This window comes from Oleiharenicola lentus, assembly GCF_004118375.1.
In the GTDB taxonomy this organism is placed as follows: Bacteria; Verrucomicrobiota; Verrucomicrobiia; order Opitutales; family Opitutaceae; genus Lacunisphaera; species Lacunisphaera lenta.
Map to the genome: position 1 here is coordinate 165,387 of NZ_SDHX01000001.1, position 26,236 is coordinate 191,622.

The 26,236-nt window shown below is 67.3% G+C and carries 26 protein-coding genes; 8 read left to right on the plus strand and 18 right to left on the minus strand.

Annotated features, from left to right (window positions below; translation table 11 throughout):
* Window positions 1-41 precede the first annotated feature (41 nt).
* The 6 genes from hisA to hisG are packed head-to-tail and all read right to left on the minus strand — an operon-like array spanning window position 42 to window position 5,730.
* The gene (gene hisA, locus ESB00_RS00705; protein ID WP_129048246.1) at window positions 42-767 is read right to left on the minus strand and encodes a 1-(5-phosphoribosyl)-5-[(5-phosphoribosylamino)methylideneamino]imidazole-4-carboxamide isomerase; all 726 of its coding nucleotides are present in this window, start codon (window positions 765-767) and stop codon (window positions 42-44) included.
* Complete coding sequence (gene hisH, locus ESB00_RS00710; RefSeq protein WP_129045817.1) at window positions 767-1,363, minus strand: imidazole glycerol phosphate synthase subunit HisH; 597 nt, start codon at window positions 1,361-1,363, stop codon at window positions 767-769. The genes hisA and hisH overlap by 1 nt, the downstream gene beginning before the upstream one ends.
* Window positions 1,363-2,430: a bifunctional histidinol-phosphatase/imidazoleglycerol-phosphate dehydratase HisB gene (gene hisB / locus ESB00_RS00715; RefSeq protein ID WP_129045818.1), complete on the minus strand. Its 1,068-nt coding sequence runs from the start codon at window positions 2,428-2,430 to the stop codon at window positions 1,363-1,365. Before hisB ends, hisH begins: the two co-directional genes overlap by 1 nt.
* Window positions 2,423-3,487 (minus strand): histidinol-phosphate transaminase, encoded by a 1,065-nt coding sequence (gene hisC / locus ESB00_RS00720; RefSeq protein WP_129045819.1) that lies wholly within the window; start codon window positions 3,485-3,487, stop codon window positions 2,423-2,425. The genes hisB and hisC overlap by 8 nt, the downstream gene beginning before the upstream one ends.
* The gene (hisD, locus tag ESB00_RS00725) at window positions 3,484-4,779 is read right to left on the minus strand and encodes a histidinol dehydrogenase (protein WP_129045820.1); all 1,296 of its coding nucleotides are present in this window, start codon (window positions 4,777-4,779) and stop codon (window positions 3,484-3,486) included. The genes hisC and hisD overlap by 4 nt, the downstream gene beginning before the upstream one ends.
* A 48-nt stretch (window positions 4,780-4,827) precedes the next feature.
* On the minus strand, window positions 4,828-5,730 hold the full coding sequence (hisG, locus tag ESB00_RS00730) for an ATP phosphoribosyltransferase (protein WP_129045821.1): 903 nt from the start codon (window positions 5,728-5,730) through the stop codon (window positions 4,828-4,830).
* A gap of 366 nt (window positions 5,731-6,096) precedes the next feature.
* Between hisG and ESB00_RS00735 the strand changes: the two genes are divergently transcribed.
* Together ESB00_RS00735 and ESB00_RS00740 are read left to right on the plus strand one after the other, a co-directional pair.
* Entirely contained in the window at window positions 6,097-8,139 is a 2,043-nt protein-coding gene (locus ESB00_RS00735; protein WP_246026384.1) for an LTA synthase family protein, read from the plus strand.
* Window positions 8,136-8,834: a phosphatase PAP2 family protein gene (locus ESB00_RS00740; RefSeq protein WP_164975966.1), complete on the plus strand. Its 699-nt coding sequence runs from the start codon at window positions 8,136-8,138 to the stop codon at window positions 8,832-8,834. Before ESB00_RS00735 ends, ESB00_RS00740 begins: the two co-directional genes overlap by 4 nt.
* Window positions 8,835-8,893: 59 nt before the next feature.
* Here ESB00_RS00740 and ESB00_RS00745 read toward each other — a convergent pair whose 3' ends face one another.
* Both ESB00_RS00745 and ESB00_RS00750 read right to left on the minus strand, forming a co-directional pair.
* On the minus strand, window positions 8,894-9,991 hold the full coding sequence (locus tag ESB00_RS00745; protein ID WP_129045824.1) for a PA0069 family radical SAM protein: 1,098 nt from the start codon (window positions 9,989-9,991) through the stop codon (window positions 8,894-8,896).
* 327 nt (window positions 9,992-10,318) lie between these two features.
* Window positions 10,319-10,717 (minus strand): TonB family protein, encoded by a 399-nt coding sequence (locus tag ESB00_RS00750; RefSeq protein ID WP_129045825.1) that lies wholly within the window; start codon window positions 10,715-10,717, stop codon window positions 10,319-10,321.
* 614 nt (window positions 10,718-11,331) lie between these two features.
* Between ESB00_RS00750 and ESB00_RS00755 the strand changes: the two genes are divergently transcribed.
* The 3 genes from ESB00_RS00755 to prmB are packed head-to-tail and all read left to right on the plus strand — an operon-like array spanning window position 11,332 to window position 13,853.
* Window positions 11,332-12,177 (plus strand): tetratricopeptide repeat protein, encoded by an 846-nt coding sequence (locus ESB00_RS00755; RefSeq protein WP_129045826.1) that lies wholly within the window; start codon window positions 11,332-11,334, stop codon window positions 12,175-12,177.
* Between the two features lie 6 nt (window positions 12,178-12,183).
* Complete coding sequence (locus ESB00_RS00760) at window positions 12,184-12,954, plus strand: rhomboid family intramembrane serine protease (protein WP_129045827.1); 771 nt, start codon at window positions 12,184-12,186, stop codon at window positions 12,952-12,954.
* A gap of 5 nt (window positions 12,955-12,959) precedes the next feature.
* Window positions 12,960-13,853, plus strand: a complete 894-nt coding sequence (gene prmB, locus ESB00_RS00765; protein ID WP_129045828.1) for a 50S ribosomal protein L3 N(5)-glutamine methyltransferase — start codon at window positions 12,960-12,962, stop codon at window positions 13,851-13,853.
* A gap of 29 nt (window positions 13,854-13,882) precedes the next feature.
* Here prmB and ESB00_RS00770 read toward each other — a convergent pair whose 3' ends face one another.
* The 8 genes from ESB00_RS00770 to ESB00_RS00805 all read right to left on the minus strand — a co-directional run bounded on the left by ESB00_RS00770 (window position 13,883) and on the right by ESB00_RS00805 (window position 20,993).
* A complete protein-coding gene (locus tag ESB00_RS00770) occupies window positions 13,883-14,104 on the minus strand; it encodes a hypothetical protein (protein WP_129045829.1) in 222 nt (73 codons plus the stop codon).
* Window positions 14,101-14,748, minus strand: a complete 648-nt coding sequence (locus ESB00_RS00775) for a c-type heme family protein (RefSeq protein WP_129045830.1) — start codon at window positions 14,746-14,748, stop codon at window positions 14,101-14,103. Before ESB00_RS00775 ends, ESB00_RS00770 begins: the two co-directional genes overlap by 4 nt.
* 172 nt (window positions 14,749-14,920) lie before the next feature.
* Window positions 14,921-15,328, minus strand: a complete 408-nt coding sequence (locus ESB00_RS00780) for a rhodanese-like domain-containing protein (RefSeq protein WP_164975967.1) — start codon at window positions 15,326-15,328, stop codon at window positions 14,921-14,923.
* A gap of 61 nt (window positions 15,329-15,389) precedes the next feature.
* Window positions 15,390-16,010 (minus strand): SAM-dependent methyltransferase, encoded by a 621-nt coding sequence (locus ESB00_RS00785; protein ID WP_129045832.1) that lies wholly within the window; start codon window positions 16,008-16,010, stop codon window positions 15,390-15,392.
* A gap of 11 nt (window positions 16,011-16,021) precedes the next feature.
* Window positions 16,022-16,420 (minus strand): rhodanese-like domain-containing protein, encoded by a 399-nt coding sequence (locus tag ESB00_RS00790; protein ID WP_129045833.1) that lies wholly within the window; start codon window positions 16,418-16,420, stop codon window positions 16,022-16,024.
* On the minus strand, window positions 16,417-19,746 hold the full coding sequence (locus ESB00_RS00795) for an efflux RND transporter permease subunit (RefSeq protein ID WP_129045834.1): 3,330 nt from the start codon (window positions 19,744-19,746) through the stop codon (window positions 16,417-16,419). The genes ESB00_RS00790 and ESB00_RS00795 overlap by 4 nt, the downstream gene beginning before the upstream one ends.
* The gene (locus ESB00_RS00800) at window positions 19,743-20,759 is read right to left on the minus strand and encodes an efflux RND transporter periplasmic adaptor subunit (RefSeq protein ID WP_129045835.1); all 1,017 of its coding nucleotides are present in this window, start codon (window positions 20,757-20,759) and stop codon (window positions 19,743-19,745) included. Before ESB00_RS00800 ends, ESB00_RS00795 begins: the two co-directional genes overlap by 4 nt.
* A 9-nt stretch (window positions 20,760-20,768) precedes the next feature.
* Window positions 20,769-20,993 carry a YgaP family membrane protein gene (locus ESB00_RS00805; RefSeq protein ID WP_129045836.1) on the minus strand — a complete coding sequence of 75 codons (225 nt, stop codon included), beginning with the start codon at window positions 20,991-20,993 and terminating at the stop codon, window positions 20,769-20,771.
* Window positions 20,994-21,071: 78 nt separating this feature from the next.
* Here ESB00_RS00805 and ESB00_RS00810 point away from each other — a divergent pair, with 78 nt between their 5' ends.
* From ESB00_RS00810 to ESB00_RS00820, 3 genes are all read left to right on the plus strand, one after another.
* Entirely contained in the window at window positions 21,072-21,410 is a 339-nt protein-coding gene (locus ESB00_RS00810; RefSeq protein WP_129045837.1) for an ArsR/SmtB family transcription factor, read from the plus strand.
* 9 nt (window positions 21,411-21,419) lie between these two features.
* Window positions 21,420-21,920 carry a methylglyoxal synthase gene (locus ESB00_RS00815; protein ID WP_129045838.1) on the plus strand — a complete coding sequence of 167 codons (501 nt, stop codon included), beginning with the start codon at window positions 21,420-21,422 and terminating at the stop codon, window positions 21,918-21,920.
* Between the two features lie 210 nt (window positions 21,921-22,130).
* Window positions 22,131-23,615 carry a pectate lyase family protein gene (locus ESB00_RS00820; protein WP_129045839.1) on the plus strand — a complete coding sequence of 495 codons (1,485 nt, stop codon included), beginning with the start codon at window positions 22,131-22,133 and terminating at the stop codon, window positions 23,613-23,615.
* 18 nt (window positions 23,616-23,633) lie between these two features.
* On the opposite strand, the gene ESB00_RS00825 is transcribed toward ESB00_RS00820, so the two are convergent.
* The gene (locus tag ESB00_RS00825; RefSeq protein ID WP_129048247.1) at window positions 23,634-24,356 is read right to left on the minus strand and encodes a YebC/PmpR family DNA-binding transcriptional regulator; all 723 of its coding nucleotides are present in this window, start codon (window positions 24,354-24,356) and stop codon (window positions 23,634-23,636) included.
* 48 nt (window positions 24,357-24,404) lie between these two features.
* Window positions 24,405-26,231, minus strand: a complete 1,827-nt coding sequence (locus tag ESB00_RS00830; protein ID WP_129045840.1) for a YidC/Oxa1 family insertase periplasmic-domain containing protein — start codon at window positions 26,229-26,231, stop codon at window positions 24,405-24,407.
* Window positions 26,232-26,236 lie beyond the last annotated feature (5 nt).

Sequence of the window (26,236 nt, forward strand, 5' to 3'; positions counted from 1 at the left end):
AGGATACATTGGCATCTGGACCTTTGGCGTTTGGGATTTCTTCAGCAGGCCAAAGCCTGTTGCAGGTTGAATTTTTTCTCGTAGAGCGCGCGTCCGACGATGACGCCGGAGCTGCCGGTCGGCTTGAGGCCGCGGAGGTCGTCGAGCGACGACACGCCGCCCGAGGCCTGGATCTGAAGCGAGGGAAATTTCTGCACGAGCGAGGCGTAGAGCGCGGTGTTCGGTCCCGTCAGCTTGCCGTCGCGGCTGATGTCGGTGCACAGGATGTGCTTCAGGCCGGAGGCGAGGAAGCCGTTCAGGAAATCGTCGAGCGCGACGCCCGTGCTCTCCTGCCAGCCGGCGGCGGCCACGCGCGGCACGCCGGCCGCGTCGAGACGGACGTCGGGCGACAGGATGATTTTCTCGGGGTCGAACGTTCGCAGCCAGTCGTGAACGAGCGCCGGTTGCTTCACGGCGACGCTGCCGACGATCACGCGCTGGGCGCCGGCGGCTAGCAGCGCGGCGATCTGGGCTTCCTCGCGGATACCGCCGCCGGTTTGCATGCGCAGGCCACTGCCGCGGGCGATCTTTTCGACAAGCGGGGTCTGGCGTTTGGTCGGATCCTTGGCGCCGTCGAGATCCACGACGTGCAACCAGGTGGCGCCGGCCGCGGCGAACTCCTTTGCGACCGCGAGCGGGTCGTCGCCGTAGGATTTCTCCTGGTCGAATTTCCCCTCGGTCAGGCGCACCACGCGCCCACCGCGAAGGTCGATGGCGGGGTAGATGATCATACGCGGCCCTCCACGAAATTCTGGAGCAGGCGCGCGCCGGCGGGGCCGGAGCGCTCCGGGTGGAACTGGGCGCCGGAGAAGTTGCCGCGCTGGACGATGGCGGTGAACGGCGTGCCATGGGTGCAGCTGGCGACGGTGAAGGCGTTCACCGGGGCGGCGTAGCTGTGCACGAAATAAAATCGCGCCTCGGGCTCGACGCCGTCGAGCAGGGCGGGCTTGCGGCCGGTGAGGAGCGTGTTCCAGCCCATGTGCGGCACGGTGATGCCGGGCGAATTCGGGAGCAGCGCGACTTTGCCCGGGATGAGGCCGAGCGTCTCCACGCCACCGTCTTCTTCGGACTCCTCGAACAGGAGCTGCATGCCCAGGCAGACGCCGAGCACCGGCTGGGTGAGTCCACGGACGCAATCGACCAGCCCCTTGGCGCGCAGGCGTTTCATGCCCTCGGAGGCCGAGCCGACACCGGGCAAGATGACGCGCTCCGCCGCGCGGATGACCGCGGGGTCGGCCGTGAGTTCGCTTTGGACGCCAAGCCGCTCGAGCGCGAAGCGCACCGAGGCGATGTTGGCGCCGCCGCTGTCGACGATGGCGAGCATCAGAGCACTCCTTTCGTGCTGGGGATTTCGCTGCCGGCACCACGGGCGACGGCGGGTCGCAGCGCGCGGCCGAAGCCCTTGAAGAGGGCCTCGATCATGTGGTGGGTGTTGTCGCCTTTCACGGACATGTGGAGCGTCGCCCCGAGCGTGGTCGCGAGCGACTGGAAGAAGTGCGGCACGAGCTCGGTCGGCAACTGCCCGACGTTCTCGCGCGGGAAGTTCGCCTCGAACACGAAGTAGGGCCGGCCGCTGAGGTCGATCGCCACCTCGGCCTTGGCCTCGTCCATCGGCATCGTGAAGCCGTAGCGGCCGATGCCGCGCTTGTCACCGAGCGCCTGCTTGAGCGCCGCGCCGAGCGCGAGGCCGACGTCCTCGACCGTGTGGTGCTCGTCGATGTGCAGGTCGCCCGCGCAGGTGATGACCAGGCTGATGCCCGCATTGCGGGCGATCTGGTCGAGCATGTGGTCGAAGAACCCGAGTCCGGTGGCGAATTTCGCCGGTGCGACGGCGTCGAGGTCCACGCTCACGGAAATTTTCGTCTCCTTCGTCTGGCGGGCGATCACGGCGCGGCGCGGGGCGTCGGCGATCTGGCGGGCGATTTCGGTCCAGCCGAGGGTCTTCGGATTGTAGCGCAGGCCGCGCACACCGAGATTTTGCGCCAACTGCACGTCAGTATCGCGGTCGCCGATGACGTAGGACTCTTCGCGCGACCAGGACGTGTCCTTCAGGTAGTCGAGCACGAGCCCGACCTTGGGCTTCCGACAGTCGCAGCGGTCGGCGACGGTGTGTGGGCACACGCGCACGGCCTCGAAGGCGATGCCCTGGGACTGCAGAATTTGGAGCAGGAGGTTTTGCAGCGGGCGAAATTCCTCCTCGCGGAAGCTCGGGGTGCCGAGGCCGTCCTGGTTGGTGACCATGACAAAGGTCCAGCCGGCGTCGCGCAGGCGCTGGAGCGCGGCGATGCAGTCGGGTTCGAGCGCGAACTTGTCGAGGCAGTCGATCTGGAAGTCGGCGGGCTCGGTGATGAGCGTGCCATCACGGTCGATGAAGAGGATTTTCTTAGACACGGGACATGACCTCCAGGGTGGCTTGGTTTTCCGCGGCGGTGCCGACGGTGATGCGGACGGTGTTCGGGACATCCTTGCTGCGGTCGCGCCAGATGACGCCGGCGGCGCGGCCGGCGGCCATGGTCTTCGCGGAGTCGGCGACCTCAACGAGCAGGTAGTTGGCGTCGCTCGGCCAGACGCGCTTCACGGCGGGCAGTTTCGCCAGCGCAGCGGCGAGCCTGGCGCGCTCGGCCACGATGGCGGCGACGGACTCGCGCGAAGCGGCCAGGCCGTTCGGCGAAAGCGCCGCCAGCGCCGCCTGCAGCACGGGCGTGGGGACCGGGTAGGGGGCGAGGACCTTCTGCAGCACGGCGATGACCGCCGGGTCGGCGATGGTCGTGCCGACGCGGGCGCCGGCGAGGCCAAACGCCTTGGAGAGCGTGCGCAGGATGACGAGGTTGGGATTCGCCCCGATCTCGGCCGCGAGACTCGGCTGACCGGAAAAGTCCACGTAGGCCTCATCGACCACGACCACGGCGCGGGTGGCGAGCGTCTTGACGACCGACAGCACCTCAGCGCGGTCGAGCAGGCCGCCGGTCGGGTTGTTGGGCGAGCAGAGGAAGACGAGCTTCACCTCCGGCGTGACGGCCTTGAGCACGGCGGCGGTATCGAGCGCGAAATTTTGTTCGCGGATCAGCGGCACCGTAAGGCAGCGCGCGCCCTGGATGCCGGCGGCGACGACATACATGCCGTAGGTCGGGGGCGTGAAGAGAATGGCGTCCTGCCCGGCGCGGCAGAAGGTGCGCAGAAGAAGATCGATGCCTTCATCGGAACCGCGGGTGACCAGACACTGCGCCGGCGACACGCCGTAGAGCGCGGCGAGCGTGGCGACGAGGTCGGCCGGCTGCGGCTCCGGGTAGCGGTTGAGGAGCGGCTTGTGCGCGGAAGGCGTCTCGGGGTTCTCGTTGGCGTCGAGCCAGACACGACCGCCCTTGGCCTCCTTGCGCGCGGAGCTGTAGGGCGCGAGCGCGAGAATGTCGGGACGGACGAGTTGGAGAACGGAGTCGACGGGGCTCATCGGGCGAGTTTTTGAAGGCGGACGGTCACGGCCCGGCGGTGGGCGATCAGGTTTTCGGCGGTGGCGAGGCGTTCGACCACGGGGCCGAGCTGCTTAAGACCGCGGGGGCTGGCTTCCTGCACGGTCATGGTGCGCTGGAAATCCGCGAGCCCGAGGCCGGAGCAGGCGCGCGCCCAGCCGTAGGTGGGCAACACGTGATTGGTCCCGCTGGCGTAGTCGCCGAGCGACTCGGGCGTCCATGCGCCGAGAAAGACGGAACCGGAAGTGGAGATCTGCGGGAGCAGGGCGCGCGGGTTCTTCACCTGAAGGATGAGGTGTTCGGGCGCGTAGCGGTTGGCGATTTCGACCGCCTCGGCCGGCGAAGCGGCGAGAAGGACGCGGCTTTTCTTCAGGGCCTCGGTGGCAATGGCGCCGCGCGGCAGCACGGCGAGTTGCGCGGCGAGTTCGGCCTGCACGCGGGCGGCGATTTTTGCGGAGAATGAAACCAGCACGACTTGGGAGTCGGGGCCGTGCTCCGCCTGCGAGAGCAGGTCGGCGGCGATGAAGGCCGGGTCGGCCGAGGCGTCGGCGATGACCATGACCTCGGACGGACCGGCCGGCAGGTCGATGGCGGCGTCGTCGCGCGAGACCTGGAGCTTGGCCTCGGTAACGAAGCTGTTGCCCGGGCCGAAGAGCTTGTCGCATTTCGGGACGGACTCGGTGCCGTAGGCCATGGCCGCGATGGCCTGGGCGCCACCGAGCTTGAAGACCTCGGTGATGCCACAGAGACGCGCGGCGACGAGGATCCACGGGCTGATCTTGCCGTCGCGGCCCGGCGGGGTGCAGAGCACGCGCACCGGCGAACCCGCGATCTGCGACGGCACACCGAGCATCAGCGCGGTCGAGAACAGCGGGGCGCTGCCACCGGGGACGTAGAGGCCGACGCGCTCGATGGGTCGCGAGACTTTCTCGCAGACGATACCGCGCATGGTCTCGACGCGGACGGACTTCGGGCGCTGGGCGAGGTGGAACTTGCGGATGTTGGCGTAGGCGCGGCGCAGGGCGGCGCGGTCGGCGGGACTGAGCGCCATTTCCGCTGCGGCAAATTCGGCCTCGCTCACGCGCAGCGAAGTAAGTTTCGCGCCGTCAAACTTCGCTGTGATATTCCGCAGGGCCCGGTCCCCGCCGCGGCGGACGAGGGCGAGGAGGCCCGCGACGATGACGGCGGTCCGCTTCTGCGCCTTCTGCGCCGGGCGTTGGAGCGCGGCGGTGCGGGCGGAGGCGGTTAGGGATTTCCAGACGACGGGTTTCATGGCGGCGGCAGAGGCGGGGTTCGGAGACCCCGCCCTACAGTTTTGGGCTCAGAGCATCATCTTCTCGATCGGGAGGACGAGGATGCTGCTCGCGCCGGCTTTCTTGAGGGCGTCCATGGTTTCCCAGAAGACGTCCTCAGAGCAGACAGCGTGGAGCGCGACCTTGGAATCGTCGCCGGCGAGCGGCAGGACGGTGGGGTTCTCCGAGCCGGGGAGGAGGGCCTTGATGGCGGCGAGGTTGGCCTTCGGGGCGTGGAGCATGATGTATTTCGTGCCGGCGGCCTTCTGCACGCCGTCGAGGCGGCGGAGGATGATCTCGAGCGCGTGGGCCTTCTCGGCGTTGAGGGGACGGGCGTTGCGGATGAGGGCGGCGGTGCTCTTGAAGATCGTCTCGACCGCGCGGAGCTTGTTGGCCTCGAGGGTGGAGCCGCTGGAGACGAGGTCGCAGATGACATCGGCGAGGCCGAGGCGCGGGGCGATCTCGACGGAGCCGCTGAGGGTGACGACGTCGGCTGACACGCCCTGTTGCGCGAGGTAGCGCTTGGTCAGCTGCGGGTAGGAAGTTGCGATGCGGAGGCCGGCGAGGTCCTTGACGCTCGCGTAGGGGCGCTCCTCAGGGAGGGCGATGGCGAGGCGGCAGCCGCCGAAGTCGAGCACGCGCTCGGACACGTAGGCGTTGGCCGTGCCGCGCTCGAGGGCGGACTCCTCGAGGACGTTCTGGCCAACGATGCCGAGGTCGCAGACGCCGTCCATGACGAGCTGCGGGATGTCATCATCGCGGACGAAGAGCAGATCGAGCGGGAAGTTGTCGGCGTGGAGGAGGAGCTTCTCCTTGGGCGACTTGATCTTGATGCCGCAGGCCTTGAGCAGGTCCATGGAATCGGTGTGGAGGCGGCCGCTCTTTTGCACGGCGAGGCGGAGGCGGTCTTTGGGCAGATTGGCGGGAGGCATGGGCGGAAAAGTAAAAAGTGAAAGGGAGAGTGAAAAGGGAGGGCTTCGGGGAGCCAAGCGCGGGTCGGCCTTATGCCGGGAAATTAAAAACCCCGGCGGGACATGCCAGCCGGGGTTTCAAAAGTCTTTTCATCACCCAGGAAGGCACATCGTGGCCTTCCCGCGCCGGGAAGGCGTCAAACGTGGTGGTGATGGTGGTGGAGATTCATTCGAGAATCCGAAAAAGGCCGGGAAAGGGGTGCGGGGCAAGTCATTTCCTGCCGACAGGGTGCAGTTTCCCGGGGTAACCGGCTCCGGGCAGATGAAATGAAATTCATCATCCGTTAATGGGGTATTCATATCCCGCTGGCAGAATGCGGCATGCTCATGCTCCATCCCGATGCCCCGCTCCATCGTCCGCCCGGCCTGCGCGAAAGGCTTTTCGCCCGTCGCCACGGCGGGCTCGTGCTGTTTGCGGGCATCTTCGTCGGCATCTCGTTCCTCACCCGGGCGGCCTTGCTGCTCAAGGCTGCGCACGAGGTCACCTGGTCGGCGAGTCTGGTGGCGGCGTTTGGCTGGGGTCTGGTCTATGATCTCGGAACCGCCGGGTTGGCGGCGCTCCCGCTCATCGTCCTGCTGACGGTGTTGCCCGCGGGCGCCTTGCAACGTCCGTCGATGCGGTGGCTGGTGGCCGGCAGTGCGGTGGCGATCCTGTTCGCGCTGTTGTTCGGCGCGGTGGCGGAGTGGTTTTTTTGGGACGAGTTTGGCGTGCGCTTCAACTTCATCGCCGTGGACTACCTCGTCTACACGACCGAGGTGCTGGGAAATATCCGCGAGTCCTACCCGCTGCCGCTGATCATCGGCGGGCTGGCGGCGGTGGCGGCGGCAATCAGCTGGAGCCTGTGGTGGAGCGGGCTGCCCCGGGTCTGGCTTGAGGCGGCCGGGACGCCCTGGCGTCTGCGTTACGGGCAGGGCGCGCTTTGGCTGGCCGGCGCCCTGATGCTGGGCGGGGCGCTCAACGCCGAGCGGCTCCCGGCCTTTGCCAACAACTTCAACCGCGAGCTGGCCAAGAACGGCCTGTGGTCGCTCTTCGCGGCTTTCCGCAGCAACATGCTCGATTACGACGAGTTTTATCCGACCAGGCCGGTTGACCAGATATTCGCCCGCCTGGAGGAGGAGTTGACCGAGGACGGGTCCGTCATGCTCAACCCCGGGGCGCGCGACACGCTCCGCTACGTCAGTAATCCCGGCCCGGAACTGCGGCCCAACGTCATCCAGATCACGGTCGAGAGCCTGAGCGCGGACTTCCTCGGCATCTTCAACCGCGCCTCGAATCTCACGCCCAACCTCGTTGACGTCGCGGGCCGGAGTCTCGTGTTCGAGAACTTCTATGCGACCGGCACGCGCACGGATCGCGGCATGGAGGCCCTCACGCTCTCGCTGCCGCCGACTCCCGGTCGCTCGATGATCAAGCGCCCGCGCAACGAGAACCTGTTCACGCTCGGCTCCGTCTTCCGCGCCAAGGGCTACGACACGGCGTTCCTCTACGGGGGCTACGGCTACTTCGACAACATGAACCATTTCTTCGGCGAGAACGGCTACCGGGTGGTTGACCGGGCGGCCGTCGCGGAGAACGACATCACCTTCGCCAACGCCTGGGGCGCCTGCGACGAGGACCTCTTCCGCTGGACCATGCGCGAGGCCGACGCCAGCGCCGCGGCCGGGAAGCCCTTTCACTACTTCGTGATGACGACCTCGAACCACCGGCCCTACACCTTCCCCGAGGGGCGCATCGACCTGCCGTCGAAGGTCTCCGGCCGCGCCGGCGCCGTGAAATACACGGATTTCGCCATCGGCGAATTCCTGCGCCAGGCGGCGCAGAAGCCCTGGTTCAAGGATACGGTCTTCGTGATCGTGGCCGACCACTGCGCCGCCAGCGCCGGCAAGACGGAGCTGCCGGTGCAGAACTACCACATTCCGCTCATCATCTACTCGCCCGGCGGCCACGTCGCGCCCGGGCGCATCAGGACCCTCACCAGCCAGATGGACTACGCCCCGACCCTGCTCGGCCTGCTCAACTGGAGCTATCCCTCCCGCTTCTTCGGCCACGACGTGCGGAAGGTGCCGCCGGGCGACGCCCACGCGCTCGTCGGCAGCTATCAGAAACTCGGCCATCTCGAGAAGGGCGAGTTCGTCGTCCTTCGCCCGCGCGGCAAATCCACGTATCGGTATGAGCTGGGCAGCGCGTTGCTCACTCCGGCGCCGGACAGCGAATACGGCACGCTCGAGACGATCAGTTTTTATCAGGCGGCGAACTACCTCTACAAAAACAACCTCTACCGCGCGCTCTCGCCTGCCGAGTTCGCGCGCTACGCCCGGCAAGGCGAACAGCTGCACAGCAGCGGCCACGCAGTCGCAGGATGGCGATGACGCGTCCGCTCACGGGCTTTGACCGCACGCTCGGGCCAGCAGTGCTGGTGCTGGCAGTGGCGCTTGCCTGCTTCGAGCTCACGGGCACGGATCTCTGGTTGCAGGACAGATTCTACGACCCCGGCACCGGCCGCTGGCTGGTCGATGCCGCCGACCCGCTCGGCCGGCTGGTCTTCTACGATGGCCCGAAAGGTCTCATTATTCTGACTGCGGTCGCGCTGCTGGTGCTCGCCCTTGGTCCGGCGCGCTGGCGCGAGCGGTGGCGTTTCGGCCGGCGCGACCTGTGGGTCGCGGTGCTCACGCTCGTGTCCGTGCCCGTGCTGGCCGGCTGGGGGAAGGACACGACCAACACGTTTTGTCCCTCGGAAATCCGCCGCTACGGTGGCGACGTGCCCTACGTGAAGGTGTTCGAACGCTATCCGGAGAATGACCGGCCCGCGCGGCGCGGACGCGGATTTCCCGCCGGGCACGCCAGCGGGGGCTTCGCCCTGCTCGGGCTGATGTGGTTGCGGCGCTCGTCTGCGTGGCGTCTCGGCGGACTCGCACTCGGCCTCGGCGCCGGGTGGTGGATGGGCGGCTACCAGATGCTCAAGGGCGCGCATTTCCTGAGCCACACCATCGTGACCATGCTGCTCGCGTGGATCGTGATGCTGCTCTGGCGGCGGGTGGTGCGGCCGGCGGGGTCGGGGCTGTAGGGCGGGAACGCTGAATCCCGCCTCGCGACAAAAATTAGGCGGGGTTCGGAGACCCCGCCCTACAACAGGGCCATGTCCAGCTGCGTGCCGCCGGGGTGGCGGAAGTGGGCGGTGGAGAGTTTTATATCTTCGCGATTCAGGCCGGCGCGGCGGGCCGAGACGGCGAAGAGCTGCTTGATCTGCTCGGCGAAAATACCCTCGCCGCGCAGGCGGGCGCCGAAGGTGGCGTCGTAGAGCTTGCCGCCGCGCAGCTCGCGGAGGCGGGCGACCACGCGGTCCTTCTTCGATGGAGCGTGGGCGTCGAGCCAGGCGAGGAACACGTCCTTCACGGCGTAGGGCAGGCGCAGCACGACGTAGTTGGCGCGGCGCGCCCCGGCCGCGGCCACGGCATCGAGGATCGCGGGCACCTCGTGATCGGTGAGACCCGGGATGATGGGCGCGACCATGACGCCGACCGGCACGCCGGCGTCGACGAGCATCTGGATCGCACGCAGACGGTGCTCGGGGCGGGCGGCGCGGGGTTCGAGTTTGCCGGCGAGCGCGGTGTCGAGGGTGGTCACGCTCACGTAAACCATCGCACAGTCGTGGCGTGCGAGTTCGGTCAGCAGGTCGAGGTCGCGCGTGACGAGGAAGTTCTTGGTGATGATGCCAACGGGTTGGCGGAACTCGGCCATCACCTCGAGACAGGCGCGGGTGAGCCGGAAGCGCCGCTCCGCCGGTTGGTAACAGTCGGTCACGCCGCTCAGCGCGACGGGTTCGCCTCGCCACCTGTGCGACGCCAGCTCGGCCCGGAGCAGAGCGGGGGCGCGGGTCTTGACCAGGATCTTCGTCTCGAAGTCCAAGCCACTGCTCCAACCGAGGTATTCGTGGAAGGGCCGGGCGAAACAGTAGGCGCAGCCGTGTTCGCAGCCGCGGTAGGGATTCAGGCCCCAGCCGGCACCGAGGTCGGGACTGTCATAGCGGTTGAGGATCGTCTCGGTTCCATCCTCATAGAACTGCGTGCGCGGGTGCGGGCGCTCGACGGGCACGCCGTGTTCGTCGAACTCGGCGTAGTCGGGATCGGCCTCGACGGTGAGCGGCTCGAAGCGGTTGGCCGGATTCAGCACCGTGCCGCGGCCCGGGGCGGGCAGGCGGGTGGGGTCGGGCGACGGCGTCATGCGATTCACGTTAATGCGGCGACGCACAACGCCAGAAACAAAACGGGCAGAGGCAAAGACTCCTGACAGGATTTGAGGAACAGGGTGGAGCCCGCGCGGAGCGCGGGCTGGTTCGAGAACCCGCGCAGAACGCGAATTTCACCGGATGTGCCATCCCGTTGTCCGCTGCTGCGGGCCCGGGACCTCCTGTTGAATTCCACTGAATTCACAGGATCAGTCGCCCAACCTGCGTTCTGGCTGAAGTCGCGCAGCCTTCGCTGCGGCTGGAAATAGACTGGGCCGCCCCCCGCTTGCGCGGAGGGCGGCCCAGGTTGTTTGCTTTATGGTTTAGTTGAACGCGTAGCGGGTGGCACTGTCGAGATTGGCGACAATGTTAACCGGTAGCGCGACCTTGCGGGCGACAGGTTTGCCGTCGACGAGGGCGGGGGAAAACTTCCACCGCGCCACGGCTTCGGCGACCGTGTTCACCAGCTCGGTATCGACGCCCGGGGTCACCGCCTTGATTTCGGTCGGCTTGCCCGTCGCATCGACGACGAACTCGAGGACCACCTGCTTGCCGGCGAAACGATAGCTCACTTCGGGCTTCACGACCGAGGTGGGAATCGGGCCGTCGGCGCGATTGCGGTAGGACTCGACATAGGCCTTCTCGGTGGAGTCCGCCGCCACGAGGGCGAGGGGTGCAACGAGCAGACCGAGGCTGAGGGTCAGTTTGGATTTGATGTTCATGGCTTGATATCTCCGCACGGGGCGGAGGCTGTTTTTCTGTTCAGGCAGGACACGGCCACCGGCCGGAATGACCGCAGGCTGGGTGTCCCGTTCTGCCCCCTCCGGCCCGTTAATCGGCCGCAGGCGGCAAAAGTCTGCTTTGGGGCAACGCCAGGGGCTCGGTATCACAGCCAGCCCGGTGGCCCGACAGAAGCAAACAGCTCACCATCAACATAAAACCGGTCTTTTACGGCAGCCTCCCGCCACAAACGACCGAAATCAAAGAACGGTATCTGAATCGCCCCCCGACCGCCTCCCTGACGGAAGGTGGCCCGGTGGCTTACGGCATAATAGCACAGCCGATGCCAACGTGGGTGTGCCGATACGGTGAATTTTACATTCGCAGGCATATCAATCCTCCTGCCGCGCAGGATTAGAAACCACCTGCCCCGGATATTTCACCATGCTGAGCAATCCTGTCAGCCAACGGTCGGTCCGCCCGCCGGGCGGAGCGCTCGTGGTCGCGGTTCGCCCCGACAAAATCGGCCCGACAGGGCGACTATTTTTCACCTCTGGGTGCAATATATTCGGGCTAAAGCCTTGAACGCATTCCCGTCCCGCATGTCGTTAGGGCGATGAGTTTTTCCCGCCGCCTGTTTGTTGTCTTCAGCCTGTTTCTCGCCGCCTTGGGCGCCACCCGGGCCGAGACCTTTGCCGAGCGGACCCTCAAGGAGATCGTCGGTCGCCAGAAGAACATCTTCGCCCGGGCCGAGGCGGAGAAGGACAACCTCGACGAGGCCTGGCTGCGGGCCGAACTCCAGTCGGTCATCAACAGCTACGACGTGCTGATCCAGAAGAACCCCGAGTTTGCCGCCGGCCATGCCGCCTACGGCCAGCTGCTCGGGCAGGTGGGCATGAACCGCGAGGCGGTCGGCATTCTGCTCCGGGCCAACCAGCTCGACGGTGAAATCCCGCTCGTGAAAAACGAGATCGGCCGCCTGCTCGCCGAGGACGGCAAGCCGGGCGAGGCGCTCCCCTGGATCACCGCCGCCATCAAACTCGAGCCCAACGAGCCGGTTTACCACTACCATCTGGGCAAATTGCTCACCGAGGCGCGCGACGACCTGATCGCCACGGGCAGCTTCACCCGCGCCAAGCTCGACGAGTCCATGCTCGAGGCCTTCCAGCGCGCCGCGCAACTCGCGCCCGACAAGATGGCCTTCGCCTACCGCGCCGCCGAGGCCTACTACGATCTGGAAACGCCGCGCTGGGAAGATGCGCTCAAGGCGTGGAGCGCCCTGGAGGAGAGAGCCAAGCCCGGCCTCGAGCAGCAGACCATCCGCCTGCATGCGGCTAACGTGCTCGCCAAGCTCGGCCGCCGCGATCACGCGCGTGCCCTCTTGATCACCGTTACCGAGGCCCCGCTCCAGAAGCAGAAGCAGACTTTGCTGGACGAGTTGGCGGCATCCGCCGCAAAGTAACCTGTCATGGGTTTCCTCAACCGTCTGGAACGCGTCTTCGGCCGCCTCGCCATCCCCAACATCTCGCTCTACCTGGTCATCGGCCAGGTGCTGGTCTGGTCGGTTTCGTTTCTCGGCCAGTTCGACCTGCGGCGAATTGTGCTGGTGCCGGACGCGGTTCTGGAAGGCGAGGCCTGGCGGCTGTTCACCTTCCTGTTGCTCCCGCCCAACGCCAGTCCGGTCTTCATCGCGTTTGCCTGGTATCTTTTCTACATGATGGGTTCCGCGCTGGAGCAGTATTGGGGCGTGTTCCGGTATAATCTTTTCCTGTTCGTCGGCTGGCTGCTGACGGTGGGTGTGGCGTTTCTGTTCCCCTACAGCATGACGACCAACCTGTTTCTGGCAGGCAGCGTTTTCCTGGCCTTCGCGTTCCTGAATCCGGAATTCGAGATGATGCTGTTCTTCATCCTGCCGGTGAAAATCAAGTGGCTGGCGCTGATCCAATGGGTGCTCTACGGCGTCGCCTTTGTCCGGGGCGACTGGCCGATCCGCCTGGCGGTCCTGGCCGCGGTGGGAAATTTCTTCGCGTTCTTCACCGGCGACATCATCCAGCGCATGAAGACCGGCAAGCGTCGCATGGAACACCAGGCCCGGCAGGCGGCGGCCCGCGACAACGACGAGCCCCGCCACCGCTGCGTGGTCTGCGGCAAGACGGACCGCTCGCATCCGCGGGAGGAGTTCCGTTATGCGGATGACGACCGCTGCTACTGCACCGAGCACCGGCCGAAAAAGGCCTGAGCGCCATGCCCGCCAAACCCCAGACCCTTGGCGATTGGTTGCAATGGGCGGTGCGCGCTTACGGGCGGCACAAGGCAGCGCTCGGCCAGGTGGCCGTGAGCGCCCACGACGAGGCGCTCTACCTGCTGCTCCACACGCTCGGTCTGCCGCTCGACAGCAAGCCGGCCGTGCTGAAGCGCAGGCTGACGCCCGACGAGGCCACGAAGGTCGCCGAGATTTTCCGCCGCCGCCTCGAGGAGCGCGTGCCCGCGGCCTACCTCACGCGCGAGGCTTTCCTCGGCGAACACCGCTTCTATGTGGACGAGCGTGTCATCATCCCGCGCTCCTATTTCCTCGAGCTGCTGCCGGAGCAGATCCCGCAATGGTTGCCAGCCGGCAAGCCCGTGAAGCGCGCGGTGGACGTCTGCACCGGCTCCGGCTGCCTCGCCATTTTGCTGGCGCACCAATTTCCGGAAGCGAAGGTGGACGCCATCGAATTGTCGCCCGACGCCGCGGCGGTCGCGAAGTTCAACCTCGCCACCCACGGCCTGGCCAAGCGCGTGTTGCTGCACCGCTCCGACGTGTTCGACACCGTGCCGGCGGTGAAATACGACCTCATCCTCTCCAACCCGCCCTACGTGCCCACGCGCGAGCTGCGCGGCCTGCCCGAGGAATTCACGAAGGAGCCGCGCATGGCGCTCGACGGCGGACGCGACGGCCTCGACATCATCCGGAAAATCCTGCGTCAGGCCCGCGAGCGCCTCCAGCCGCACGGCATCGTGACGCTCGAGGTCGGCGGCCTGCGCGCCGCAATGGACCGCGCCTTCCCCGAACTCGACCTGCATTGGCTGCACACGGAGGACGGCGAGGACTGCGTGTGCGTGATCCAGGCCGCACGGCTGTTAAGCTGGCGCGGGTGAAAGTTGCACCGGTCGGGAATCGGGCGCGGCTAGAGTGATCTCCCAAGGCGGGCTTGATGCTCGCGGCAGTCGCGGCCGATGCGCACGGGAAAACCGCGCAGCGGCGAGCGGGGATGCAGGCAGCGGCCGAAATCCGGCCAGCGGTAGGGATCGAGCGACCGGAAATTGGCGCAAAAGTCCGAGCAGGGCTGGAAGGCGACGGGGTTTCGCCCCGGGTTGGCGGAGTCGGGTTTGGCGGCGGATTCGTTCACGGTTTGCGGGGCGTGTCCGCAATCGAGGCGCGGATGAGGCCGCGCCAGGAACCGGTGCGGAAATTCAGCGCCTGGTCGGCGGGATAAAACACCTTGAGGGTGTCCGCCACGCCGGGGGCGAGCGTCGCGGGCGGACCGTGACAGTCGAGGCACTGCTTGAGCGTGACCATGGGACGATAGACGCGCCATTCGGGTTGCTGGCCGGGCAGGGTCACGCGCTGCACGAGCACCTTGGAGACTTCGTCGCCGCGTTCGAGCTGGCCTTGGATCATTTCCAAGGCGGCCAGGTCGGGGGCATCGGGGGCGTTGGCCGGATTGCGCACCTGGAGGCTGGTGCGGCGGATGGCCGTGACCGCGGGCTTGCCGGGTTGGGCGGGCGGGAGCTTGTAGTCCTTGAGGTGCAGTTTGCCGATGGCGAGGGCCGCGGTGTGGTCGGCCATCACGCGACGCACCTCCACGACGAGCGCGGAGCCGGAGTGGTCGAGGGCGCGTTCGCCGATCATCCGGATTTCCGCCACGGCCGGGTCGGCGGGATCGACGAACGCATGGGGGGTGGGGGCGGTCGCCTCGGCGGCCAGCACAGCGGACCCGGCGGCGAGACCGCAGGCCAGCGAAAGAACGACGGGGTAGAATCGCGCTTTCATAACCGTATTCTACGCCTCCCGCGAGGGACAGCCTCCGCAAATCTTGCGAAACCGTCGGCGTGGGCCGCAGGTGGGGGCCGACCGCCGGGCCACCCGTGAGGGTTTGCGAATCACTCCGGCCCGCCCGGCGGCCGGACCCTGCCCATTTATCGCGGGTGCGCTCGATAGGTTGTTACTTCGCCGGCTCGGTGGCCTTGCGGGTCGGCAGGCCGGCGGCTTTCCAGGCCTCAAACGGGCCCGCGTTGGCGACCTTGTGGCCTTGGGCGGCGAGGGCCTCGGCCACGGCGCCGGAGCGGCGGCCGGAACGGCAGTAAGTGAGGATCTGTTTGTCGCCGACCTTCGCCAGGAAGTCCTTCCAGTCGCCGATCTGTCCGGCATCGAATTCGCTCTTGGGGAGCAACACGGCCGGTGCGGCGACCCCGGTGTCGGCCCACTCGGAAGGCTCGCGCACGTCAATCAGCACGGCCTGGCCGGCCGCGACCAGTTTCGCGGCCTCGGCCGGGGAAATGGCGGGAACCTCGGCGGCGCGGGCGAAGGAGAAAAGGGAAAGGGTCGCAAGCAGCAGGGGCAGCAGTTTCATGCGGGAAACCATGTCCGGCGAGCCGTTGGTTGCAAGCCGGGTGGCGGTTTGGTGGCGCGGGTCACCGCGGACGGCGGGCAAGGATCTGCACGACCGCGCTGCGGCCGGTGTGGCCGCCGCCCTCGTGAACGTCGCGTTCGAGTTCCTGCGCGTGCTCGAGCGTAAGACCGGGCAGCTGCGGGCGCAGACTGGCGAGGGTGGGCAGCAGCGCCACGTCGCGCGGGCCGCCGGTGCCGAAGGCGAGTTGGCCAGGCGTGTAGCTTTCGAAGATGAACACGCCGCCCGGCTGGAGTCCGGCCGCGACCTGGCCGAGCACGCGCCGCCGCAGCTCCGGGGGCAGATGCATGAAGATCGCGACAATGCCGGCCCAAGCGCCGGCCGGGATCGAGTATTCGGCGAGATCGGCGACGACAGTCGCGAGCGAGACGCCGTTGCGCCCGGCAAGCGCCGTGGCCTTGGCGAGACCGGTGGCGGACTGGTCGAGCGCGGTCACGGCGTGGCCGCGTTTGGCCAGAAAGACGGCGTTGCGGCCTTCGCCCTCGGCGAGGCAGAGCACCGGGCCCGCAGGGAGGCGGTCGGCGACGCGGGCGAGAAAGTCGTTGGGCGCGGTGCCGAAGACGTAATCCTCGCCGGCGGTGCCGTAGCGTTGGTCCCAGAAGCTGGCGTCGTAAGGGGAGCTCATCGCCGACCAGCCTAGCCGCGTTTGCGGGTCAAAGGCCAGCCGCCTCGGTCGAGGGCGGCGAGGGAGCCGGCGTTGCGGGCGTCGAGGCCCTCGCGGCGGAGCTGCGCGGCGGCCAGGGAAGAACGGGCGCCGGACTGGCAGTAGAGGAACAGCCGTTTGCCGCGGTGTTGCCCGAGGAAGGCGTTCCATTGGCGGCGGTCGCCGCGCAGATCGCTGAGAGGCAGCAGCGCGGCGTCCTGGGCGGTGCCGGTCGCGAGCCACTCCGACGGCTCGCGCACATCCACCAGGACGGCGGTGCCGGCCTGTAGCGCGGATTTCAATTCCTCGGGCCGGACCTGGGGCCGGGCGCGCCACAGCGTCCACGCGACGAAGGCGACCACGCCAATGACGATCAGCAGCGTGGGAGTCATGTTGCGGGCGGGACGGGGCAGTCGGCGCGGGTTGCGCCGGCGACCGGATCGTGACGAATATTCATCATGTAATAGAGGATCGGGACGGCGAAGCGGCTGATGAGCAGCGAGGCGACTTCGCCGGCCATGAGAGAAAGCGCCAGGCCCTGGAAGATGGGATCGGCGAGAATGACCGAGGCGCCGACGATCACCGCGAGCGCGGTGAGCAGCATCGGGCGGAAGCGCACCGCGCCGGCCTCGACCACGGCCTCGGCGAGCCGCAGGCCCTGCGAGCGGCGCAGCTCGATGAAATCGACGAGAATGATCGAATTGCGCACCACGATGCCCGCGCCGGCCATGAAGCCGATCATCGAGGTTGCCGTGAAGAAGGCGCCCATCGCGGCGTGCGCCGGCAGAATACCGATCAGCGAGAGCGGGATCACGATCATGATGAGGAAGGGCGTGAGGTAGCTTTTGAACCAGCCCACCATGAGCATGTAGATGAGGATGCACACGGCGGCGAAGGCCAGGCCGAGGTCGCGGAACACCTCGAGCGTGACGTGCCACTCGCCGTCCCACTTGATCGCGGGCTCGAGGTCGGTGTCGGGCATGTTGAGATGGTAGAGCGGGATCTCCGGCGAGGTGCCGCCGAAGGCACGGCCGTCGAGCTTCGCCAGTTCGCGGTTCATGGCGAAGAGCGCGTAGGCCGGGCTGGCGACCGCGCCGGCCACGTCGGCGGTCACGTAGGTCACCGGGCGCAGGTTCTTGCGGTAGAGGTTTCGTTCTCCGTCGGTGCGCTGGAGGGTGACCAGTTCGCCAAGCGGCACCAAGGGACGCTCGCCGGCGCGGATGATGTCGTCGTGGTCGGAGCGGAGCTGGATCGAGAGCAGATCCTCGGGCCGGCTGCGGAGGGCGCGCGGGAGTTCGAGCACGAGGTCCACGTCCTCGCGGTCGAGCGGCTGGTGGAGCAGGTCCACCTTGGCGCCGCTGATGGCGGTCTGGATGGTGCGCGAGATCGTGGCCACGCTGATGCCGTGGAGCGCGGCCTTGGTGCGGTCCACGCGCAGGTGCACGGTCGGCTGCTGGGCCTCGACATACCAGTCGATGTCCACGACGCCCTCGGTCCGGGTGAAGATTTCCTTCACGCGGGTGGCGAGGGCGAGGCGGGACTCCTCCGCCGGGCCGTAGATTTCGGCCACGAGAGTCTGCAACACCGGCGGGCCGGGCGGCACCTCGGCGACGGCGAGCGTGGCGCCGTGCTTGGCGGCCAGGGCGGATAGTGTCGGGCGGACCCGCTCGGCGATGTCGTGGCTCTGGGCGGAGCGTTCGTGTTTGGGCCGGAGATTGACCTGGATGTCGGCGACGTTCGGTCCGCGGCGCATGAAGTAGTGGCGCACGAGACCGTTGAAATTGAACGGTGACGCCGTGCCCGCGTAGATCTGGTAATCGCGCACCTCGGGTTCGGTGCGGAGGGCGGCGGCGAGTTCGCGGGCGAGGCGGGTGGTCTCCTCCAGCGTCGTGCCCTCGGGGGTGTCGAGGATGATCTGGAACTCCGACTTGTTGTCGAAGGGCAGCATCTTGACCTTCACGAAGCCCGTCGGAACCAGCGCCATTGCGCCGAGGAGGAGAACGGCCACGAAGCCGAGGAAACCCCAGCGCCAGCGGGCGCGGGCGATCATCGGGTCCATGATGCGGTGGTAGAGCCGCGTGAAGAAGGTGTCGGGCGCCTCATCGTGCAGGTCGGCGGCGTGCGCGGCGGAAACCTTCGGCGCATGCCGGCCGAGCACGCGCAGCGCGGCCCAGGGCGTGACCGTGAACGCGACCACCAGCGAGAACAACATGGCCGCGCTGGCGCCGATCGGGATCGGCCGCATGTAGGGCCCCATCAGGCCGCCGACAAAGGCCATCGGCAGCACCGCGGCGATGACCGCCCAGGTGGCGAGCACGGTGGGGTTGCCCACCTCGCTCACGGCTTCGACGGCGATCTGGTGGAGCGACTTGCCGCAGGCCGAGGGCAGGCGCTGGTGGCGCACGATGTTTTCCACGACCACGATCGCGTCGTCCACCAGGATGCCGATGGAGAAGATCAGTGCGAAAAGCGTGATGCGGTTCAGCGTGTAACCGTAGAGGTAGAACACCAGCAGCGTCAGCCCGAGCGTAACGGGGATGGCGAGGAGCACGACGAGCGACTCGCGCCAGCCGAGGAAGAACAGGATGAGCAGCGCCACGCCGAACACCGCGATCCCCATGTGCAGGAGCAGCTCGTTGGATTTCTCGCTGGCGGTCGCGCCGTAGTCGCGGGTGAAGGTGACGCCGACGTCGGCCGGCAACAGCACGCCGCGCAGGCGGTTCACGGTGTCCTCAACGGAGTGCACAACGGTCACGGCATTGGCGCCGGGTCGTTTGGCGATGCTGAGGGTGACGGCGGCCTCCTCGAAATTTACGATTTTCGAATTTTGATTCTCGATCGAAGAAGCGTGGGTGCCGCGGCCGAACAGCACGTAGTCCGTGGGCTCGGCGGGACCGTCGGTGATTTCGGCGACGTCGCGGAGGAAGATGGGGCGGTCCTGCGAGACGCCGAGCACGAGGTTGGCGACATCCGTGGCGTCGCGGAAATAGCCGCCGGTCTCGATCAGCAGGTTGCGGTTGGCGGTCGTGAGGGCGCCGTCCTGGCTGCGGGCGTTGGCGGCGCGGAGGGCGGCGGCGAGGTCATCGAGCGTGAGCTGGCGCGAGGCGAGCTTGACCGGGTCCACCTGCACCCGGAGCTGGCGGCGCACACCGCCGATGAGCGTGGTCTCGGCCACGTCGGGCAGGGCCTTGATGGCGTCGTCGAGCTGGGCGGCGAGTCGGCGCAGGGCTAGGTGGTCGTGCGTGGTGCTGTGCAGGGTGACGGCGGCAACGGGCACGTCGTCGATCGTGCGCGGCTTGATGAGCGGGGCGCTGACGCCGGGCGGGATACGGTCGTAGTTGGCCGACAGCTTCTGGGTGAGGCGCACGAGACTCTGCTCGAGGTCGGAGCCGACCTTGAAGCGCACGATGACCAGCGAACTGCCGGGCCGGGAAGTGGAGTAGAGGTATTCGACGCCGGGAATTTCCCAGAGGAGTTTCTCCATCGGACGGGTGACGCGGTTTTCAACCTCGCGGGCCGTCGCGCCGGGCATGCCGACGAGCACGTCCACCATCGGCACCTTGATCTGCGGCTCTTCCTCGCGCGGCAGCATGATCACGGCGAAGAGGCCGAGCAGGAGGGACGCGACGACCGCCAGCGGCGTGAGGCGGGAGTCGGTAAACATCTCGGCCAGCCGACCGGCGAAGCCGTGCGGCGGGGGCTGGGCGGGGGCGCTCATGGCTGGGACGTGACGGGCTGGCCGTCGCGCAGGGCGGCGGGCGGGGCGAGCACGACGGTTTCGCCGGGGTGCAGCCCGGAGAGAATTTCGGTGCGGTCCGCGGTGGTGCGGCCGGTTTTGACGAGCCGAAGGATGGCGCGGCCATCCTCGACCACAAAGACGCGCTCAATCTGGCCGAAGCGGCTGATCGCGGAGGCGGGCGCCCAAAGGGCTTCGGAAGCGGTGGTGGCAACCTGCAGCCGGACATACTGGCCCGAGCGCGCCACGCCGACCGGCAGCGCCACCTTGACCAGCACGGAGCGGCTGACGGTGTCGGCAGCGGTGGAAAGTTCCTCGATGGTGCCGCTGATCGGGGTCGCGCCGTCGTTTACGACCACAGCCAGCGCATCGCCGATGCGAAGCCGGCTGGCCGCCTGTTCGGGCACGGTGCCCTCGGCGCGCAGCCGGGCGGTGGATTCCAGCACCAACAGTGGCAGACCCGGCGTGGCCAGGTCACCAGGCAGCACGTGCTTCCCGGTGATCACTCCGGCAAAGGGCGCGCGGATGCTGGCGTGCGCGAGCATCGCCTCGGCCTCGGCGAGGCCGGCCTGGGCAAAACGCAGGCGATCCTCGGCGTCGCGCAGCGTGTCGGGCGGGTTGACGCCCTTGGCGACAAGGGTGCGCTCGCGCTCCACGGCGCGCGCGGCCTCGGCGAGCTGGGCCTGGGCCTGACGCACGCGGGCCTCGGTTTCCGGCACGCTGAGGGTGACGAGAAGTTCGCCGGCTTTCACCTCCTGGCCGAGCCCCCACGGGAGCGATGCAACGGTGCCGGTGAGCTTGGCGGAAAGGGCCGCGCGCTCAACCGGCCGCACCGTGGCGGGCATCTCGATCAAGGCGGGCAGGAACTCGCCCACCGTCAGACTGGTTCGCACCGGCACGGACGCGGCCGCCGGCGGGGCGACAGCCGCCTCCTTCCGGGTGCAACCGGTGACCAAAGCGAGGGCGAGCGGGAGAATGAACAGCAGCGGGCGCATGACGGCGGGTCAGGAGCGCTGGCCGCCCCAGTGGATCACGTCGTTGGCGTCCACCCAACCGAGCTTCCGCAGGATCAGGGTGGGCGGACAAAAACCGGTGAAGACGGACTGGACGAGGTTGAGGCCGACGAAGGCGGGCACCAGCAGCCACCAGGGGCTGACCCAGTGGGTGAGGGCGACGCCGATCAGGGTGACGGAACCGGCGAGCAGGCGGATGAGATTATGGGTGGTCATGAGGAGAAGGCGGTTGACTTTATATGAGCATATACGCATATACTTGCAATCAGGTCAAGAGGTTGTTTTCTCGCCCGGATGCCCAAACACCGCCCGCTCTCCGAGGACGCCCTGCAGCTCGTGGCCCAGCGCTTCGCCGTGCTGGCCGAGCCGATGCGCCTGCGGCTCATCCAGGCCCTGTTCGCCGGGGAGAAGAACGTGACCGACCTGGTGGGGGTGACGGGCGGCACCCAGGCCAACGTCTCGCGCCACCTGCAGACGCTGACGGCGGCGCACATCCTTGCGCGGCGCAAGGAGGGGCTGCAGGTCTTCTACCGCATCGCCGACCCGACGATCCCGAAGCTGTGCGAGCTCGTGTGCGGCAGCCTGGAGAAGACCCTGAGCCGGCAGGTCGCGCAGTTCGAGACGGTCGGCTGATTTTCCCGCATGACCTACAAGAAGATCAGAATGGCGAACCGGAAGCGGATCGCACTCGTGGCGCACGACGGCCAGAAGCAGAGCATCGTGGACTGGGTGCGCTACAACAAGGCCGTGCTCGTTGAGCACGACCTCTGGGCGACCGGCACGACCGGCGGCCTCGTCGAAAAGGTGCTCGGCAAGCCGGTGCACAAGCTCCAGAGCGGCCCGCTCGGCGGCGACCAGCAGATTGGCGCGCTGATCGTCGAGGGGAAGATCGACCTGCTGATGTTCTTCTGGGACCCGTTGGCCGCCCAGCCCCACGATCCCGACGTGAAGGCGCTCCTGCGCATGGCCGTCGTCTGGAACGTGCCCGTGGCCTGCGACCGCGCCACGGCGGATTTTCTGATCTCGTCGCCCCTCATGCACGGCGAATACGAGCGCCTCGTGCCTGACTACGAGGCCTACGCGAAGCGCAGTCTGCCCGTGGACATGAAGCCGGCGGGGAAGACGGGCAAGGGAAAGGACTGACCACGGGTTTGTAACTTATCAGGTTACAAACCACCGGCAAGGTGCCACCGGCCGGGCCCGCGCGCTGGGCCGTGGTGTGCGCGTTAGCATCCGCGCAAAGGCGGGTGGGATTCCGGAGGCGATTTCTCCGGACCGGTGGTAGCCTGCAGTCCCGTCGCGCGTCTCACCCGCTACCGGTTGGATCCACCGCCGGACCTTGCCCATCCCCCCATGAAGCTGCCCTGCCGTTTGCTCGCCTTGTCCCTGTTCGCCGTCGCCGCCCTGCCCGCGGTCGAGGAGGTTTCCAGTCAGATTCCGCCGCACCCGCCACGGTTGCCCGAGGGCATCCCCGCGTTTCCGGGTGCCTGGGGCGGCGGCATGTTCACGACCGGCGGTCGGGGCGGCCGCGTGATCGCGGTGACCAACCTCCATGACCGCGGCCCCGGCAGCCTGCGGGCCGCAGTTGAGGCCGAGGGTCCGCGCATGGTGGTGTTTCGCGTGGCCGGCACGATCTGGCTCGAGTCGAACCTCAACATCAACCACCCGCACCTCACCGTGGCGGGGCAGAGTGCGCCGGGCGACGGCATCTGCATCGCGCACCACTCGCTGAACATCAACACGCACAACGTCATCATCCGCCACCTGCGCGCCCGTCGCGGCCGGCCCGAGGGCGGACAAGGCTCCGACAACATCGGCGGCAATCCCGTCGGTCAGATCATCATCGACCACTGTTCCACGAGTTGGGGCATGGACGAGAACCTCTCGCTCTACCGATACATGCAGCCCCAGCCCGACGGTTCCGCCGTGAAGCTGGCCGTGAAGAATCTCACGATCCAGTGGAGCATCTCGAGCGAGGCGCTGAACGCCAAGAACCACGCCTTCGGCGGCACCTGGGGCGGCGAGGACGCGACGTTCCACCACAACCTTTTCGCCAGCAACACGGCCCGAAATCCGTCCATCGGCATGTCGGGCGAGTTCGATTTCCGGAACAACGTCATCTTCAACTGGGGCCACCGCACGATGGACGGCGGCGACGAGACCTCGCTGGTGAACGTGATCGCCAACTACTACAAACCCGGTCCGGCCTCAAAGCCCGACATGGTCGCCACCCTCGCGCGGATCGAGCAACGCAGCCAGTACTCGCCCGGCAGTGCGGTCGCCGCCGGCGGCTGGTATCCGAAGGCCGCGCCCCGTCCCGGCAAGTGGTATGTGGCCGGTAATGTCGTCGAGGGCCACGAGGCGGTGACGCGCGACAACTGGCGCGGCATGCGCGGCCCCGCGGAGCTCGCCCGCGTGAACACTCCCTTTGAAGGCTGGCCGGTTGCGCAACAGACTGCGCCGGACGCCTACGCCGCCGTCCTCGCCAAGGCCGGCGCCACGCTCCCACGCCGCGATGCGGTGGACGCGCGCATCATGGAAATGGTCCGCACCGGCAAGGTGACGGTCGGTGATGGTATCATCCGCGATCCGAAGGAGGTCGGCGGCTTTCCACCGCTGACCTTTGATCCCGCGACCGTGCTGGCCGACACCGATGGCGACGGCATGCCCGATGCGTGGGAGAAACTGCACCGCTTCGATGCCGCCAACCCGGCCGATGGTGCGACGGATGCCGACGGTGACGGCTACACGAACATCGAGGAGTGGCTCAATGGCACGAACCCGCGCGAGGCGATCGACTACCGCAACCTCGGCAACAACGTGGACACGATCAGCTGAGCCGGCGGAGCCGTCGGCTCAACCGGCGTCCTCGTTTGAATACACGGCTGACACGTCGTCGTCCGCGTCGAGGGCGTCGTGGAGTTTTTCCAGCGAAGCGGCGGTGGCGGCGTCCACCGGCACGGTGGTCGTCGGGATGTAGGCAATTTCGGCGGACTCGGGCTTGAGGCCGGCCTTTTCCAGCGCGTGGGCGACCTTGTCGAAGGCGTGGATGCCGCAGCGGACCTCGTGGCCCTGTTCGGATGTGATGACATCGTCGGCACCGGCCTCAAGGGCGATTTCCATGAGTTTGTCCTCGGCGACCAGATCCTTCGCGACGAGGAACTGGCCGGCGTGGAGAAACTGGAACGCGACGGCGCCGTTCTGCGCGAGGTTGCCGCCGTGGACGGAGAAAATGGAGCGGATGTTTTGCGCGGTGCGGACCTTGTTGTCGGTCGTGGCCTGCACGACAAAGGCGACGCCGCCCGGGCCGTAGCCCTCGTAATGGAGTTCCTCGAAGACCACGCCGGGCAACTCGCCGGTGCCCTTCTTGATGGCGCGGTCCACGTTCTCGGCCGGCATGTTGGCCTCGCGGGCCTTGAGCAGGAGGGTGCGGAGGCGGGCGTTGCCGTCGGGATCGCCGCCGCCGGCCTTGGCGGCCATGGTGATGTCCCGTGAGAGCCGCGAGAAGACCTTGCCCTTGCGGGCGTCGGTCACGGCCTTGAGCCGCTTCACCTTGGACCATTTGTTGTGGCCGGCCATCAGGGGAGGACGGAGCACTGAAAGCCCGCGCGGAGCGCGGGCTCCATCTTATTTCTTCTTCTTCGGCGTGACGTTCTTCATCCCGCCGGCCTTGGCGCCCTCGGGATTGTTGATCGGCAGGTCGGGCTCGGGCAGGCGGTTGATGATCATCTGCTGGCCGATGGTGAACAGGCCGTTGATGGTCGAGTAGAGCGCGAGGCCGGAGGCGAAGGTGTAGCAGAAGAGCGTGAAGATCCAGGGCATGATCTTGAACATGGTCTGCTGTGCGGGATCGGCCGAGGGCATCGGCGTGAGCTTCATCTGGATGATCATGGTCGCACCCATGAGAATGGGCATGATGTTGACCGGCAGACCGAAGACCCGGGCGATGGTGTCGGGTGCGGAGAGATCGGCGACCCACAGGAACTCGGCGAAGCGCAGGTCGGACGCGCTTTGCAGCATGGCGAAAAAGCCGACGAAGAACGGGATCGTGATGAGGATCGGGATGCAGCCGCCGACGGGATTGACCTTGTTCTCGCGGAAGATGCGGAGCGTCTCGGCCTGCATCTTCTGGGGGTTGTCCTTGTATTTCTCGCGGAGGGCCTGCATGTGCGGCTGGAGCTTGGCCATGCGCTTGGCGGACTTGGAGGCGGCGAGCGTGAGCGGCAGGAACACGATCTTCAGCCCGAGCGTGGTGATGACGATGGCCCAGCCCCAGGCCCAGCTCGGCGAGACGTGCGCCATGAGCCCGTGCACCCAGTTCATGATGGTAAGCAGCAGCGGGGCGAAGAAGCCGGAGAGGAAGATCTTGTTGAAGAAGAAGGAGTCGAATTGCATGACCTTCTCCTCGCCGTGCTTGAAGATGTCGGCGTTGCCGAGGCGCTTGTATTCCTTGGGGCCGGCGTAGTAGTTGGCGCCGAAGGTGGACGAGGCGCCGGCGGCGAGGGGTTTCAGCTCGAACTGGGCGTAGCCGGTGACGCCGTAAAGGCGGTGGTCATCCACGGGCGCGTTGGGATCGAGCTTCACGCGCTCGGCCCGCACGCCGCTGCCCGGCTGGTCGGGCGTGAGGATCATGCAGAAGAACTGGTTCTTCACCGTGGCCCAGGTGACGGCGGAAGGGCGCTCGATGAACGCCGGGGGGCGTCCGTCCTTCACGCCGATCCAGCTGAGGAAACCGCCGCCCTCGAGGTCGCTGCGGGCGATGAAGTGGGTGTCCTCGCCGTCACCGTAGCCGGTGTTGAGATACATGCCGTAATCGGCGGCATTGAGGGGCACGGCGGTGCCGAGGTTGAAGACGGCCTTGGGCATCACCTGGGCGGCATCGGTGAGGTTGCGGAAGGTGGTCTCGTGACGGATCTGGTAGTTGTCGCGGCCGGCCTCCTTGGCGAGCGAGTAGCGGCGGGTGATCTCGAGCGTGGGCGTGGTAGCGCGATAGACGGCCTCGGTCTCGGACTTGGAAACCAGCGCGTAGGCGGTGTGGCGGTCGGCGCCGGGGAAATCGGCGAGGCTGAGCGCCGGGGCGGCGCGCACGGCGTTGAGCGTGTAGAGTCCGGGCTGACCTTGGAGGGCCAGGTGCTGCTTGAGGGCGATGTTTTCGATGGCGCCGCCGTGGTTGGTCAGCGTCACGATGATCACGTCATTCGCGAGGGTGACGGTCTCGGCGAGGCCGAGGGCGGGCGCGGAAAGGGAGCCGGTGGCCGGGGTGGCAACGCCGGTGGCGGCGGCCGAAGCGCTTGCCGGGGCGCCGGTCGCGGCGGGAGTCGCCGCGGTTTCGGCGGGGGCGGGCGAGATGGGCAGCGGTGCCGGCGGCTTCGGCGCGTATTTCGCGCTGAGAATCATGCTCACCACTGCGGCGACGAGCAGGAGCACACCGATGGTCGTATTCTTTTTATCCATGAAAA

Excerpts from the sequence above, each read along its gene's own strand:
- hisH (WP_129045817.1), bottom strand. The coding sequence starts at position 1,363 with ATGCTCGCCATCGTCGACAGCGGCGGCGCCAACATCGCCTCGGTGCGC.
- hisC (WP_129045819.1), bottom strand. The coding sequence starts at position 3,487 with ATGAGCCCCGTCGACTCCGTTCTCCAACTCGTCCGTCCCGACATTCTC.
- hisD (WP_129045820.1), bottom strand. The coding sequence starts at position 4,779 with ATGAAACCCGTCGTCTGGAAATCCCTAACCGCCTCCGCCCGCACCGCC.
- hisG (WP_129045821.1), bottom strand. The coding sequence starts at position 5,730 with ATGCCTCCCGCCAATCTGCCCAAAGACCGCCTCCGCCTCGCCGTGCAA.
- ESB00_RS00735 (WP_246026384.1), top strand. The coding sequence starts at position 6,097 with ATGCTCCATCCCGATGCCCCGCTCCATCGTCCGCCCGGCCTGCGCGAA.
- ESB00_RS00740 (WP_164975966.1), top strand. The coding sequence starts at position 8,136 with ATGACGCGTCCGCTCACGGGCTTTGACCGCACGCTCGGGCCAGCAGTG.
- ESB00_RS00745 (WP_129045824.1), bottom strand. The coding sequence starts at position 9,991 with ATGACGCCGTCGCCCGACCCCACCCGCCTGCCCGCCCCGGGCCGCGGC.
- ESB00_RS00750 (WP_129045825.1), bottom strand. The coding sequence starts at position 10,717 with ATGAACATCAAATCCAAACTGACCCTCAGCCTCGGTCTGCTCGTTGCA.
- ESB00_RS00755 (WP_129045826.1), top strand. The coding sequence starts at position 11,332 with ATGAGTTTTTCCCGCCGCCTGTTTGTTGTCTTCAGCCTGTTTCTCGCC.
- ESB00_RS00760 (WP_129045827.1), top strand. The coding sequence starts at position 12,184 with ATGGGTTTCCTCAACCGTCTGGAACGCGTCTTCGGCCGCCTCGCCATC.
- prmB (WP_129045828.1), top strand. The coding sequence starts at position 12,960 with ATGCCCGCCAAACCCCAGACCCTTGGCGATTGGTTGCAATGGGCGGTG.
- ESB00_RS00775 (WP_129045830.1), bottom strand. The coding sequence starts at position 14,748 with ATGAAAGCGCGATTCTACCCCGTCGTTCTTTCGCTGGCCTGCGGTCTC.
- ESB00_RS00780 (WP_164975967.1), bottom strand. The coding sequence starts at position 15,328 with ATGAAACTGCTGCCCCTGCTGCTTGCGACCCTTTCCCTTTTCTCCTTC.
- ESB00_RS00785 (WP_129045832.1), bottom strand. The coding sequence starts at position 16,010 with ATGAGCTCCCCTTACGACGCCAGCTTCTGGGACCAACGCTACGGCACC.
- ESB00_RS00790 (WP_129045833.1), bottom strand. The coding sequence starts at position 16,420 with ATGACTCCCACGCTGCTGATCGTCATTGGCGTGGTCGCCTTCGTCGCG.
- ESB00_RS00795 (WP_129045834.1), bottom strand. The coding sequence starts at position 19,746 with ATGAGCGCCCCCGCCCAGCCCCCGCCGCACGGCTTCGCCGGTCGGCTG.
- ESB00_RS00800 (WP_129045835.1), bottom strand. The coding sequence starts at position 20,759 with ATGCGCCCGCTGCTGTTCATTCTCCCGCTCGCCCTCGCTTTGGTCACC.
- ESB00_RS00805 (WP_129045836.1), bottom strand. The coding sequence starts at position 20,993 with ATGACCACCCATAATCTCATCCGCCTGCTCGCCGGTTCCGTCACCCTG.
- ESB00_RS00810 (WP_129045837.1), top strand. The coding sequence starts at position 21,072 with ATGCCCAAACACCGCCCGCTCTCCGAGGACGCCCTGCAGCTCGTGGCC.
- ESB00_RS00815 (WP_129045838.1), top strand. The coding sequence starts at position 21,420 with ATGACCTACAAGAAGATCAGAATGGCGAACCGGAAGCGGATCGCACTC.
- ESB00_RS00820 (WP_129045839.1), top strand. The coding sequence starts at position 22,131 with ATGAAGCTGCCCTGCCGTTTGCTCGCCTTGTCCCTGTTCGCCGTCGCC.
- ESB00_RS00825 (WP_129048247.1), bottom strand. The coding sequence starts at position 24,356 with ATGGCCGGCCACAACAAATGGTCCAAGGTGAAGCGGCTCAAGGCCGTG.
- ESB00_RS00830 (WP_129045840.1), bottom strand. The coding sequence starts at position 26,231 with ATGGATAAAAAGAATACGACCATCGGTGTGCTCCTGCTCGTCGCCGCA.